Source organism: Nocardia brasiliensis NBRC 14402 (assembly GCF_000308475.2).
Classification (GTDB): domain Bacteria; phylum Actinomycetota; class Actinomycetes; order Mycobacteriales; family Mycobacteriaceae; genus Nocardia; species Nocardia brasiliensis.
In genome coordinates this window covers 29,231-43,215 of the sequence record NZ_BAFT02000037.1, presented here as the reverse complement: position 1 = coordinate 43,215, position 13,985 = coordinate 29,231, and the positions used below count along the sequence as shown (strand labels likewise).

Annotated in this window: 9 protein-coding genes and 1 pseudogene; all 10 read right to left on the bottom strand. The window is 68.5% G+C overall.

All coding sequences use genetic code 11. From position 1 onward, the window contains the following. Window positions 1-3: 3 nt before the first annotated feature. A complete protein-coding gene (locus TY25_RS43975) occupies window positions 4-3,927 on the bottom strand; it encodes a type I polyketide synthase (RefSeq protein WP_156055078.1) in 3,924 nt (1,307 codons plus the stop codon). A gap of 148 nt (window positions 3,928-4,075) precedes the next feature. Next, window positions 4,076-5,644: pseudogene (locus TY25_RS43630) on the bottom strand (type I polyketide synthase); the annotation flags it as partial. Window positions 5,645-5,680: 36 nt separating this feature from the next. Continuing rightward, window positions 5,681-7,063: an NAD(P)/FAD-dependent oxidoreductase gene (locus TY25_RS11165; RefSeq protein ID WP_042255854.1), complete on the bottom strand. Its 1,383-nt coding sequence runs from the start codon at window positions 7,061-7,063 to the stop codon at window positions 5,681-5,683. Window positions 7,064-7,118: 55 nt separating this feature from the next. Further along, a complete protein-coding gene (locus tag TY25_RS11160; RefSeq protein ID WP_042255853.1) occupies window positions 7,119-8,117 on the bottom strand; it encodes a 3-oxoacyl-ACP synthase III family protein in 999 nt (332 codons plus the stop codon). A 20-nt stretch (window positions 8,118-8,137) separates the two neighbouring features. Then, on the bottom strand, window positions 8,138-9,010 hold the full coding sequence (locus tag TY25_RS11155) for an SAM-dependent methyltransferase (protein WP_042255852.1): 873 nt from the start codon (window positions 9,008-9,010) through the stop codon (window positions 8,138-8,140). Between the two features lies 1 nt (window position 9,011). Next, window positions 9,012-9,947 (bottom strand): SDR family NAD(P)-dependent oxidoreductase, encoded by a 936-nt coding sequence (locus TY25_RS11150; protein WP_042255851.1) that lies wholly within the window; start codon window positions 9,945-9,947, stop codon window positions 9,012-9,014. Between the two features lie 6 nt (window positions 9,948-9,953). After that, window positions 9,954-10,997, bottom strand: a complete 1,044-nt coding sequence (locus tag TY25_RS11145; protein ID WP_042255850.1) for an SDR family oxidoreductase — start codon at window positions 10,995-10,997, stop codon at window positions 9,954-9,956. Further along, window positions 10,994-12,658, bottom strand: a complete 1,665-nt coding sequence (locus TY25_RS11140; RefSeq protein WP_052382919.1) for an AMP-binding protein — start codon at window positions 12,656-12,658, stop codon at window positions 10,994-10,996. The genes TY25_RS11145 and TY25_RS11140 overlap by 4 nt, the downstream gene beginning before the upstream one ends. Further along, entirely contained in the window at window positions 12,655-13,656 is a 1,002-nt protein-coding gene (locus tag TY25_RS11135; RefSeq protein ID WP_042255849.1) for an acyl-CoA desaturase, read from the bottom strand. The genes TY25_RS11140 and TY25_RS11135 overlap by 4 nt, the downstream gene beginning before the upstream one ends. Continuing rightward, the gene (locus TY25_RS11130) at window positions 13,653-13,925 is read right to left on the bottom strand and encodes an acyl carrier protein (protein WP_014986625.1); all 273 of its coding nucleotides are present in this window, start codon (window positions 13,923-13,925) and stop codon (window positions 13,653-13,655) included. The genes TY25_RS11135 and TY25_RS11130 overlap by 4 nt, the downstream gene beginning before the upstream one ends. Window positions 13,926-13,985: the final 60 nt, after the last annotated feature.

Sequence of the window (13,985 nt, the reverse complement as noted above, 5' to 3'; positions counted from 1 at the left end):
GAATCAGTCTTCGGACAGCGCCAGCCGGATGAGCGACTCTGCGTCCATCTCGTCCAGTTCCGCCCCGGCCGCGCTCTGTTCGGCCGCGAATTCCGTTGGTGCGCCTGTCGAGCCGAACATCGCGTCGTGCAGGTAGTCCGCGATCGCGGCGGGCGAGGGATGATCGAAGATCACGGTGGTCGGTATCACCAGGCCGGTTTCGAAACTCAGCCGGTTACGCAGTTCCACCGCACCCAGCGAGTCGAAGCCGAGATCGGAGAAGGCTCGCTGCGGATCGACCGCGTCGCCGGACGGATAGCGCAAGACACTCGCGACCTCCACGCAGACCAGCCGCAGCAGCTCCGATTCCCTTTCGCTGCCCCGCAATTGCGCCAACTGCGCGCCGAACGTCCCCGACACCGCAGTAGGAGCGGCGGCGGGAGCCAGATCCGCGAGTACCGGCGAGAGCGGGATTCCCGAGGCGCGCAGCGCGACCGGATCGAGCGCCAACGGGATGACGGACGGCTCAGTGCAGGCGGCTGTCGCGTCGAACAATCGCAGTCCCGCTCGCCGCTCCAGTGGCAGGAACCCGGCCCGGGCCAGGCGCGCCTTGTCGGCCGCGGTCAGCTCACTGGTCATCGCACTCGGCTGCGCCCACATGCCCCAGGCCATCGACACCGCGGCGAGGCCCTGCGCCCGCCGCCAGCAGGCCAATCCGTCCAGAAAGGCGTTGGCGGCAGCGTAGTTCGCTTGGCCCGGTGCGCCGAGCACGCCCGCCGCCGACGAGAACAGGACGAACGCGACGAGGTCGAGGTCCGCCGTCAATTCGTGCAGATGCCAGGCCGCCGCCTTCGGGCGCAGCACGCGGTCCAAGCGCTCGGCGGTCAACGCCTCGATCATGCCGTCGTCGAGGACGCCGGCCGCGTGCACGATCGCGCGCAGCCGATGCCCGGCGCGGATCCGGGTGAGCAGCGATGCGAGCTCGGCGCGATCGGCGACATCACAGGCGGCGAGCTCGACCTCGGCGCCCGATTCCCGCAGCCGGGCAACGAGTTCCGGCGCTCCGGCGGCCTGCGCACCGCGCCGGCCGACCAGAATCAGCCGTCGCACACCGTGCTCGGCCACCAGGTGTTCGGCGACGAGCGCGCCGAGTCCGCCGGTACCGCCGGTGATCAACACCGAGCCGTCGAGCTCGGACCAGGGCGCGCCGCCGGCCGGCGCGCGCATCGGCCGCAACCGTGGCACGAGCACCTGCCCGTCCCGCACCGCCAGCTGGGGAATGCCTGCACGCACCACACAGCCGAGCGTGCCGGCATCGATCGATGTCTCGACATCGGCGAGCAGGAACCGATCCGGATGCTCGGTCTGGGCGCTACGGACCAGTCCCCACACGGGGGCTACCCGGGGATCCAGCACATCCGAGGACCGCGCGGACACCGCGCCGCGGGTGCAGAACAGCAACCGGGCTCCGGCCCATCGACTGTCCGACAGCCACTCTTGGACCAGGCGCAACGCCTGGTGCGCGACCGTCGTGGCCGCGGTCGGCACGTCGGCGTCGGCGATCGATGCCGAGATGTTCGCGGCGGGGTCGACGACGATCAGTTCCGGTACCGCCCCGCCGGATTCGATATCCGAGATCAGCGCCGGCAGGTCCGCATACCGACGCGCATCGGTGACCTGCGCCGTGCCCACCGCCGCGACCGCCACCGGATCCGACGCCTCCGCGATCAGGTCGGCGACCTGCCATTCGCAACGGAACAGCGAATCCGTCGCAACGGTCTGCGCCGCGGCGAGCTGTGCCAGCGAAACCTTGCGTGCCAGCACCGATTCGACCGACACGACCACGGCACCGGCTTCGTCGACCGCGGTCATCCGCACCGAATCCGGCCCCGCCGCGGTCAACCGGACCAGCAACGCGGACCCGGATCGCCGCGTCGGGTGGATGCGGACCCCCGACCAGAGGAACGGCAGCCATACCGTGCCGTCTTCATCAGGACGTTCCAGCAACGCGGCGTGCAGGGCGGCGTCGAGCGTCCCTGGGTGCACGAGGAATTCGCCCGGCTCCGCCCCGGTGGGCGCGGGGTCGATCCGCGCGTAGAGGCTGTCCTCGTGCCGCCATGCCGCCCGCAGACGCTGGAATTCCGGTCCGTATCCGAGGCCGCGCCGGGCGAGTTCCGGATACAGCTCATCGATGTCCAGTGCGACGGCTCCCGGCGGTGGCGTGGCCGACAGTGGTTGCGCGACAGTGCCATCGGCACTCAACGTGGCCGTGGCATGCCGGGTCCAACCGGCACCCAGGTCGGCGTGCAGTGTGAACGACTGCTTGCCGGCACCGAGCGGCGCGAGCCGGACCTGCACCGCTACCGGCCGATCGGTCGGCACCACGAGCGGCGCCAGCAAGGTCAGTTCGGTCAGTGCCGGAGTGCCCGAGCGGCTTCCGAGATGCGTCGCGATCTCGACGATCGCGGCGCCGGCGACCACGATGGCGCCGAAGACCGTGTGATCACGAAGCCAAGGCTGGGTACTCGCCGTCCAGCTGCCGACGAACAGCGAGCCGGTCCCCTCGGCCAGCTCCAGCGCCGCGGCGAACAGCGGATGCCGATCGGGGACGAGGCCGCAGTCACCGCCCGCAGGCACCGACGGTGCACGCTCGACCCAGTAACGCTGCCGTTCGAACGGATACGTGGGCAGTTCGAGCCGCCGCGTGCTCGCCGGTGGGCCCGGGGACCACGTCACCGGCGCACCGCCGACATAGGCCGTGGCCAACGCCGTGAGCAGGGTGCGGCTCTCGGACCGGCGCGGTCGCATCGTCGGGACGATCACCGCGTCCTGCCCGGAGTGGGCGAGATTTCCTTTGGCGAGCACCGAGAGCTGGCCGCCGGGACCGGATTCCAAGAAAGTGTCGACCCCCGCGGCGGTGAGCCAGGCGAGCCCGGCACCGAACCGCACGGTATCCCGGACATGCCGGACCCAGTACTCGGCGGTGCCGAAATCGTCGGCGGGCGCACCGGTCAGGTTCGAAACGACAGGTATCCGCGGTTTGCCGACAGTGACCCGCTCGGCGATATCGGCGAATTCGGCCAGCATCGGGGTCATGAGCGGCGAGTGGAAGGCGTGACTGACGGTGAGGCGCTTGGTCCGCCGCCCGGCCGCCGCCCACCGCTCGGCGATCGCGACGGTCTCCTCGTTCGAGCCGGAAAGCACTACCGCCGCAGGCCCGTTCACCGCCGCGACGGCCACATCGGTCCCCGCGGCGCGAAGATCGGCGCGGATCTCGGCCTCGGTGGCTTCCACGGCGATCATCGCCCCGCCCGCGGGCAGCGCCTGCATGAGCCGGGCGCGCGACGCCACGAGCAGACAGGCGTCCGGCAGATCCAGCACGCCGCAGACATGTGCGGCCGCGAACTCACCGACCGAATGCCCGATCAGGTAAGCCGGTCGCACCCCGAAGGATTCGAGGAGCCGGTACAGCGCGACCTCGACAGCGAACAGCGCCGCCTGGGTGTAACCGGTCTGATCGAGCAGACCCGGTTCATCCGTGCCCGCGATGATCCGGTCGAGCGGCCGATCCACGTGCCGATCGAGTTCGGTGTGCACGTCTTGATACGCCCTCGCGAAAACCGGGTACAGCGCGGCCAATTCGGTGCCCATGCCGAGGTACTGGGCGCCCTGCCCGGGAAACATCACCGCCAGGGTGGATCTACGATCCAGCCGGATACGTCCCGTGATCACCGAACCGCTCACGGCACCGGTGGCCAAGGAGCCGAGGGCGGTGCGCAATTCGGCGCTCCCGGTCCCGATGAGGGCCGCGCGGTGCTCCAGATGTGCTCGGGTCTCGGCGAGCGCGCTCGCGAGCTCGGCGGGGTCCTGGCCCGGATGCCCGTCGAGCCAGGCGCCCAGCCGATCGGCCTGCTGCGCGAGCGCTCGTGGGGTGCGCGCAGAGAGCACCCACACCGTCGGCGTCTCGGACCGGGGACGCGGCGGCACGGAAAACCGGTTGCGCCGGCGGCTCTTCGACGATGACATGCGCGTTCGTGCCGCTGATACCGAAGGCCGACACCGCGGCGCGGCGCCGCCTGCCGGACCGATCCGGTGACCACGGCACCGCGGCGGTCAGCAGCGAGACCGCCCCGCTTGCCCAGTCCACCTTCCGGGAGGGCGCGTCGACGTGCAGAGTGCGCGGAAGTGTGTTGTGCCGCAACGCCATGATGGTCTTGATCAGCCCGCCGACGCCCGCGGCGGCCGAGGTGTGACCGATATTGGACTTGAGGGAGCCCAGCCACAGCGGGTGGTCGGCCGATCGCGAGCGACCGTAGGTGGCGAGCAGTGCGTTCACCTCGATCGGATCGCCGAGTACGGTGCCGGTGCCATGACCTTCGACGGCGTCGACGTCGGCGGGCGCGAGTCCGCCGTCGGCCAGCGCGGCACGGATCACCCGTTCTTGCGACGGGCCGTTGGGGGCGGTCAGGCCGTTGCTCGCACCGTCGGAATTCACCGCGGAGCCACGCAGGATCGCATGCACGTGATGGCCGTTGCGTCGTGCGTCGCCGAGCCGTTCCAGCAGCAGCAGACCCATGCCCTCGGAGAATCCGGTGCCGTCCGCGCCATCGGCGAAGGACTTGCACCGTCCGTCCGGTGCGAGCGCACGCTGCCTGCTGAACTCCACATGCACTGCGGGAGTGGACATCACCGTGACCCCGCCGACGACCGCGAGAGCGCTCTCGCCACGGCGCAGCGACTGCACGGCCAGATGTACCGCCACCAGCGAGGAGGAGCAGGCGGTATCGATGCTCATGGCCGGACCGAGGAACCCGAAGGCGTACGCCACCCGGCCCGACGCGAGACTGTCCATCATCCCGAGGCCCCACCTGCCCTCGAGGCCGGCCGCCGGTTCCCGAGTCAGGTAGCAGTAGTCACCGCTGCAGACCCCGAGAAACACTCCCGTCGCGCTGCCGCGCAGACTCGTCGGATCGATGCCCGCATGCTCGAAGAGTTCCCAGGCGCCCTCGAGCGGCAACCGGTGCTGCGGATCCATCGCCACCGCGTCGTGCGGGCTGATCCCGAAGAATTGCGGATCGAATTCGGCTGCTCCGGACAGGAATCCGCCGTGCCTGGTGTAGCTGGTGCCGAGATTGGCCGGATCGGGGTGGTACAGCCGCGAGAGGTCCCAGCCGCGGTCGTCCGGGAAATCACCGATGGCATCGCGCCCCTCGGCGACGAGCGCCCATAACTGCTCCGGCGAGGTCACCCCACCCGGATAGCGGCAGGCCATGCCCACCACCGCGATATCCTCGTCAGAATTGTCCGCTTGTTCCGGAAGCTGTTCTACCACAGTAGATTCGAGGGATTTTGGCACACTCGGCGCGATCCGGTCGAGCAGGTACTCGGCCACCGCCGCCGGATTCGGCCGGTCGAACAGCATCGTGAGCGGCAACTCGAGGCCGACCGCTCTGGACAGCTGTTCGGTCAAGGCCAGACCGGCCAGCGAGTTGTATCCGTAGTCCAGGTAGGCCCGATCCGGCACCACCTCGTTCGGTGCGCAGCCGAGCAGTGCCGCAGTCTCGGTGAGCACCAGATCGAGGCAGAGCCCGTATCGCCGGCCGGGCTCGGCGCGCGAAACACGGTGCGCGAAAGCCGAACCCGAGTCGTCCGTCGTATCGGTCATGGGGATCTTCTTTCGATGACGTCTCGTTGCCCGGATTCAGACGAACTGGCCACGAATGAGCTTCGGATGGCGGTCCTGTGCGGCGAGCACCGCGGACACCGCCTTGGCGCCGAGGAACGACAGCGGTTCCGGCGGAAACGACTTCTCTTTGCCCCGCACGAAAAGCAGATTGCTGTACGAGGTGTCACGGTCGAGGATGAGGTCGCGCAACGCTTTGCCCGCGGTGTGTGTGAGCGCGATGCCGTTGCCGCAGTAGCCGTGCGCGTAGAACCGGCCGTCACCGAAAGCGCCGACGTGCGGTACCACCTCCCGGGTGATCGCCACGCAGCCGCCGTAGGTGTGACTGAACGGAATATCGCGCCACATCGGGAAATACCGTGCGAGCACCGCGCGCAGTGCCGCGGTCGCCCGCGGGCTGTCGATGTGGCGGGGCTCGTCCATATCGCGCCGGAAGTGATAGTCGGCGCGACCTCCCCCGAACAGCAGCCGGTTCTGCGCGGTGAGCCTGCCGAATACGATGAAGTTGCCCGCCTCGACGAACCCTTCGCGGTCCGGCCAGCGCACCTGCCGCAACTGTGCGTCCGTCAGCGGTTGCGTCACCGCCGCATAACTCCACACCGGCACCACTTTGCGCCGGAACTCGGCGAACTGATGCTGATAGGCGTTGGTGGCGTACAACACCCGGCTCGCCGTCACCCGCCCCTGCGCGGTGGTCACCTGATATCCCCCCGGAGCTGGTTCTACCCGCAGTGCTCGGGTCCGCTCGTGTACCTGGACCCCGGCCGCGGTGACGACCCGGCACAGGCCACGCGCGAGCCGGTGCGGATTCACCAGCGCCCCACCGACTTTGAAGGCGGCCCGGATGGCCGGGGAATCGATCTTCGCGCGTGCCGCAGCGCGGTCCAGCAGATCGAGCCCGGATTTCGCACCGAGTAGCGCGGCCAACTCGATATCGCGTTCCAGCAGGCGGATCTGGTCGTCGTCGGCGGCGACCTGGTAGTAACCGGCGGGCTCCAGCTCCGCGTCCACCCCGTATCTCGTGCAGAAACGGCCCAGCTCGAGCATCGATTTGCCCACCGCGGCGTAGGCCAGCTTCGAGCGTTCCGCACCGAACCGATGGATCAGCGCGCCGAGGCTGTGCCCGATGGTCGGCGTGACGAAGCCGTCGTTGTGCCCCGACGCGCCCGCGCCCGCGTAGTCGGCTTCGAGGATATGGATGGAGATGCCGGGATCGGCTTGTTTGAGAAAGTGCGCGGTCCACAAGCCGGTGTACCCGCCGCCGATGATGCACACATCGCAGGAGACCTCGCCCCGCAGCGGCGGACCGGGAACAACCGGTTCTGTCTCGCGCCAATATATTTCGTGTTTCACAGGGGCCGAGCCGGATAGTGCGGCCGGGGCCGGTGCGATGTCGGTCATCGGAACCTCTCGCGGTCGGGGCAAGACGTGTCGTGCACGGCAGGCGGTTTCGGGGTCATCCGTGCCATCGGGCAGCCACCGCGGACGCCATATCCCCCGCGTGCGCGAATCCGGCGAAGACGACGAGATCGCCGTCGGCGACCGCGCCGGCCCGCAGGGCACGTTCGAACGTCACCGGTACTCCGGCGGTGTACAGGTTCCCGAATTCGTCGTAGGAGTCGAAGTGGCGCTCCGCAGGCACCCCGAGCGTTTGCCGCCAGGTCTGCAGGAAGAGTTTGTTCGGTTGGTTGGTCACCAGCACGTCGATGTCCTCGGTCGAGACACCCAGCTGCTTGCAGACATCGGTGACGGCTTCGGGCACCAAGCGGTTGCCACGCTGGATGATGTCGCCGAGCTTCTCGTGCGGGAAGCTCACCATCAGCTCCTCGGTACCCGGCTCCCAGTACTTCCGCCCGCCCGACAGGCCGAGGTCGGTGGCGTACTCGGGCGAGTGGATCACGCTGGTGCCCAGCAGCGGGGCGGCGCCCTGCGCGCTGACGTAGGTGACCCCGCAGCCGTCGCCCGCCACCGCCGCGAACGGGCTCTTACGCACGCCGGGTTGCGAAAAAAACTGTCCCGCACCGTTCTGCACGTTGCACAGCAGGGCGGTGCGGGCCACGCCGCTCGCGATCATCGCGTCCGCGAGCCGCATCATGTAGCCGAACGACGCACAGCCGCCGTTGTGCAGATCGATGACCCAGCGTGGTGCGCACCCGAGCAGTGCGGCCGCTTCCGCGCCGGATCCGGTGATCGGATGGTCCGGCAGCATCACATTCGTGAGGAGAATATCGATGTTGCCGGACGGTTCGAGCCCGAGGCGCTCGAACATCGGCCGCGCCGCGGCGGCGATCATCTCCGCGGCGCGCTCGTCGCCGACGTGATGCCGGGTGGCCGGCGCCTTGAACATGGGGTTGTTCGCCAGCGGCGCGGCCAGCTCCTCCTCGGTGAAGAAGAACGTCGCGGGAACCGGCGGGCCGGGCAGGTAGCTGCCGAAATCAACAATTCCAGTGGGCATGTGTCGCAATCCTTCTCGAGCTACCAGCGTTCGAAGACGATGCGGGCCAGTCCGGCATGCTTGCGCCGGAAGACCTCGATGGAGACCCGCAGATAGCGTTCGTAGCGTTCGGTGGTCGCCGGGCCGACCAATTCGACGGCTCGTGCCCGGTCGGCCAAGAGCCGGTCCAGCCAGACCTGGCAGGTACGGGCGTAGTCGGCGGCGTCATTGCGCACCGAGACCACCTCCAGCAGCCCCTCGCTCGCCGCGCACACCTCCGCGAGCCAGGGCACCTCCGACTCCGGGAAGATCCAGCGATTGACCCGGATCATCTCCCGCTGGATCGCCCAGTCCGCAGCCGAATCATGGCCGCGCACAATGGTTTGCAACCCGAGCCTGCCGCCCGGCTGCAGCCATTCACGGCAACTGGTGAAGAATTGCCGATAGGCCGCGATCTTGCGCTCCCGGCTCATGCCCAGATTCGCGAAATGCTCCATCGCGCCGATGGAGACGATGGCGTCGTAGGGCTGTGCGGGCCGGTGGTCGGTCCAGTTCTCCAGCCGGAGATCGCACCGTTCATCCGCCCACGCCGACGTGGCCGCCAGCTGAGCGGCGCTCAAGGTCAGACCGGTGACGTGTCCGACACCGTGGGTGTCGAGCAGCCGCCGCACCATGGCGCCCCAGCCGAACCCGACGTCGAGTACCCGTCCGGCGCCGGCGGCGCGGGTTCGGGTGGCGAGATAGTCGTGCTTGCGTTGCTGAGCACGTTCGAGGGTGTCGTCCCCCTCGGCCCACAGCGCGCACGAATAGGTCATGCTCGGGTCGAGCCACAGCCGATAGAAGTCGTTTCCCGCGTCGTAGTGATGCTGGATCGCGGTCGGTGATGCGCCGAGATAATCGGTGTCAGTGGCCATTTCAAGCCTCCCGGCGATTCGCCGGCACGGTGCGCGCGATCCGGCCGAGGCGTTCCATGCGGGCCGCGAGCGTGATGGTTCCCTCGAGCCGGAACGGCGGCGGTCGACGGCCGTCGACGTCACTGAATCCGTACTCGGCCGCCAGATCGCCGACGGCGACGCGAGCACCGGCATAACCCGCCAGCTCGGCGTCGACGCTGAGCTCGGCCACGGCGCGGCCGACGTACTCCGGCGAATGCGCGACCTCGGCAGGCCCCGCGCCGACGAGATCCCAGGCGCCCGAAACCCGTTCGGTACGCACGAAACCCGGATGCAGGGCGACCGGCACCACGGACGTCTTGCGCAGGTCGTAGGCCATGCCGACCACCATGCGGTCCGAGGCGTACTTGCTGATGTCGTAGGGCACCTGACCGAGGTAGACCGCACCGTCGGTGAACGAGATATTCACGATGAGCCCCGCCGGGGCCCGCGTCAGCAACGGCACCGCCAGGGCGCTCACCGCGTACTGGGCGCGCAGCGAACCGGCGAACAGGTCGTAGCGCCACATCGGCTGCTGCCAGAACGGGGCATGGAAAGGCGCCTCCTCGCTGAACCTTTCGTAACCCGCCCAGGCGTTGTTCACCAAAAGATCCAAGCGGCCGTCGGATTCGGCGATCCGCGCGATCAGCGCGGCGTTGTCCGAATCGTCGGTGTGATCGCACGCCACCGGAATTCCCTTCCCGCCCCGCGCCGTCACCTGCTCCGCGGTGTCCTCGACCGTGCCGGGCACGCCCTCGGTGGTGCCACCGCGCCGGGTGCTGCGGCCGGTGACGTACACCGTTGCCCCGCAATCGCCGAGCGCCAGCGCGACGCCGAGCCCGACCCCGCGGCTGGCACCGGTCACCAGCGCGATCCGGCCCGACAGGTCGGGCTGGTGCCAGTCACTGGTCCTCGTCATAGCGGCTCACCTCTCTGCTGCCCGCGCCACGGCGGTCTCGTTGGCCCAGAACTTCAGGCTGCTGCGGTAGGCGTCGCGGTCGGACGGAAACTCCACGCCGAGCCGTTCGCGCAGTTCAGTTTTCGAGCTGGGCAGCACCCCGCCCGCCGCATGGGTCATCTCGCTGACATCGATCAGCACCTTCAGGAAGGACCTCGTCAACGGCGGTAGTTCCGACAGGGGAACCGGCAGCCGCCGACGCGGGTCGACGATGCGCAGGTCGCCGAGTGGGCGGCCGAGCGAGGCGGCGTGCTCGGTCAGGATGTCTCTGGCCTGCGCCACCGTCATCGCGTCGGTGCCGTAGGTGAGCCATTCGATCTGCCCGCGCAGATCATCGGCCTCCAGGGTGCGCACCACCGCATCGACGGTGACATCGAGTGGCACGAAATCGAGCAGGTTGCCCGGGTGGGCGGGCAGATACGGCGCTTTCCCGCGGCAGATGAACTCCGACATCACCTGCACGATCTGGCGCCTGCTGCTCGCCCCGGTGCGGGAGTCGCCGACCAGATTGGTCGGCCGGTAGACGGCGTACGGGACACCGCTCGCGGCGATCAGCCGCTCCGCCTCGAGTTTCGACCAGACGTAGGGCCGGACAACGTTGTCCTGCGCGACATTCGACAGGCCGGTGCGCTCGATCCCGTGCACGAAACAGGTACTCAGATAGTGCACCGGAGCACCGGCCCGGCGCGCGAACTCCAGCACCCGTTCGGTGCCGTCGATATTGATCTCCTGATAGCGGCTGCGGCTCTTGCCCCACGTCGTCAGCGCGCCCGAATGCACCACGACATCGACGCGCTCGGCCAGTTCGTGCCACCGCGACGCGGTCAAGCCGAGCAGCGGCTTCGCCAGGTCGCCGTGGACGACCTCGGTGACGTCCGGCAGCTCGGTGTCGGCATGCACCAAGCCGGTGACGTGGTGCCGCGACAACGCCTCGACCAGTGCCCGGCCGATCACACCGGACGGACCGGTGACCAGGATGCGTCGTCTTGTGGATGGGGTGGTTTCGTTCACGCCGACTCCGTCTGTTCCGCGAGTTGCACGGTCGCCACCCGCGCGAATCCGCCGGCGGCGAGGCGCTCTCGGCAGCGATGCCGCTGGATCTTGCCGCTGGGGGTCCTCGGCAACGCATTGCGGCGCAGGAACACGCATTCGTCGAGTTCCAGTGCACCCGTTGCCATCGCGGCGGCCGCGGCCGCACGGGCCACCTCGCCGTAATCGGTACGGGCACCGCCCGACTCGACCAGCAGCGTCAGCCAGGGGCGACCGACCCGATCGGAGTCGACCAGCGTCGAACAACCCCACCGCAGACCGCCGGACACCTCGATGGCCTTCTCGACCTCGCGCAGATACACGTTGCGGCCACCCACCGAGATCATGTCGTCGCTACGCCCGACTGGGTACAGGTGACCGTCCACGACGAAGCCGAGGTCGCCGGGATCGAGCACCCCGTCGTCGAAGTGCTGACCGGTGCGCACCGGATCCCCGTAGTAGCCGCCGGCCAACGACACCGAACGGAATCGGATCGGCGCGAGCCGGTCCTGATCCGGCATGGGTTCGACCAGTTCCGTGCCCCGGCAGACCGGGCCCGCGCTGACCACCTTCGTCGCGCCGGGATCGGCCGGATCGACGCGGCGCAGCCGGCCCGCCGCGAGCGCCATCGCGTCCATCGCGAGGAAACGCGGCTCCTCGTTCAACGGCGTCGCGGTCACCGCGAGCGTGCCCTCGGCCAGGCCGTACGCGGGCATCAGCGCCTGTCGGCGTAGCCCGAATCGGCCGAGGTCGGCGACCGCGCTCTCGAGCACCTCCCAATAGACCCGCTCTGCTCCGATGATGGCCGCCTTCAACTGGGCCAGCGATCCGGGCAGGTGTTTCGCGCGCAGCCGGGTGACCCGGGCCGCCACCTGCAAAGCGGTGGGGCTGCCCGCCGTGTAGTGCGCGCCGTAGCGCGCGATGTCTTCGAACCAGGTCTTCGGCGACATCAGAAACCGCTGCGGCGTCGAGTAATACGTGGTGACGTCGTTCCACCAGCCGCTGAGCAAGCCGCCGAACAACCCCATGTCGTGCGACCACGGCAACCAGCAGACCCCGATCTCGCCCGGCTCGGCCTCGGTCAGGTGCGCCAGCATGTCCAGTTGTGCCGCGATCGCCCGCGGTGTCAGCATGCAGCCCTTGGGCGACCCGGTGCTGCCCGAGGAATACTGGATGAACGCCACCTCGTCCACATCGGGCGGCGCCGGCTCGACACTGTCCCGTCCGCGGTCGAGCGATTCGAACGCGACACCGGGCACCCCGTCGGCCCGCGGGTCCGGCAAGCTCGCCAGTAAGGCGGCATCCGCCAGCAGCACAACGGGTTCCAATTGCTCGAGAATGACGCGCAATTGATCCGCGTAGCCGGCGGCGTCGGTACCCGCCACCCGCACGGGCAGCGAAGCCACCACCGCGCCGCACATCCAGCTCGCCACCATTGCGCGGGCCGCGTGCGGGCCGTTCGTGAGCACGATCGCGACCCGGGTTCCCGGCCCTACCCCGTGCCTGCGCAACGCGCGGGTCGTATCCTGCGCCCCGGCAACCAGTTCCGCCCAGCTGGTCGCGACATATCCACCGTCGACCCAGAAGGCGGCGCTGGATTCGAACGATCGCGAATCCTCGAAGAGCCGCTGCCACAGAGTCATTCCACATCCGCAACGTCGACGGGACCCAGGTCCTTGGCGCTCGCCTGCCCGCGCTCGGCCAGTGGGCGGGCGGGCTCGTGCGGTGCGGTGCGGCCACTGCCGACCCGGCTCAGCCCGGCGGCCCGTTGCTGCTGCCGGACCGGGTCGATGCGGATGATGTCCCAGGCCAGATGCAGCTTCTCCAGCGTGTAGATGGTGAGGGCGCTGAGATCCAGCTCCCACCAACGGAATCCGTGCCGCGCCGATCGTGGGAACGCGTGGTGGTTGTTGTGCCAGGATTCCCCGAAGGACGGGATCGACAGCCAGAACACGTTCCGGGATTCGTCGGCGGTGTCGAATCGGCGTCTGCCGAAGTAGTGTCCGATCGAATTCACCGCGTAGGTCACGTGGTTGCCGATGAACATCCGCACCAGCCCGCCCCACAGGATGCCGGTCAGAAAGCCGGCCAGGGTGCCGGTGAACGCCAGCCCGAGCAGCCCCGGCAGCAGCAGACCCGCGAGCACGACCGGGACGAATCTGATCGACAGGAATCGGATGTCGGCGTCCCGGCACAGATCCGGGCAGTAGCGCACCGGATCGGAGGACAGATTCTTGTCGAAGAGCCAGCCCAGGTGCGAGTGCCAGAGACCTTTCACGACGCCGCGGAAGTCCACTCGGTCTTCGAAGTAGGGCGAGTGCGGATCACCGGGTTTGTCCGCCACCCGGTGGTGGCGGCGGTGGTGCGCGACCCAGATGAGCGGCGGCCCCTGACCTGCCATCGCCCCCGCGGTCACGAAGAAGAGTTTGATCGGCCGGGTGGTCTTGAACGAGCGGTGTGCGAGCAGGCGGTGATAGCCGATGGACACGCCGAGTCCGCCGATCACGCTCATGATGACGAAAACGGCGAGGTCCGCGGGGCCGACCAGGGAGTTCCACAGCAGCACCATGGCCGCGATGACGCCGATGAAAGGAAGGATGGACGCCGCGAGAATATATATGTAGTGCTCGCGGCCGTTCATCGCGGAATTTCCTCGCCGGACGGGTATTTCTCGGCGAGGATCTCGTTCGCCAATGCGACCAGGTGGCCCAGCGTCTGGATGTCGGCCGCCTTGGCTGGGTCGAATTCTATCTCATTGTCTTCCTCCAGCTCGAAGACGATCTCGGCGGTCTGCAGACTCGACAGCCCGATATCCTCCAATGCGGTGTCGCCGGAGAGCACCAGATCAGCTGGATAATTGCCCTTGAGCTTATGCCTGATCTTGGCCTCGACCTGGTCCAGGGTAATCATCGATAAGCCCCCTTCTACCGGCGTGACAAATACCGGTGGAGATATCACGGAAATGTTTGC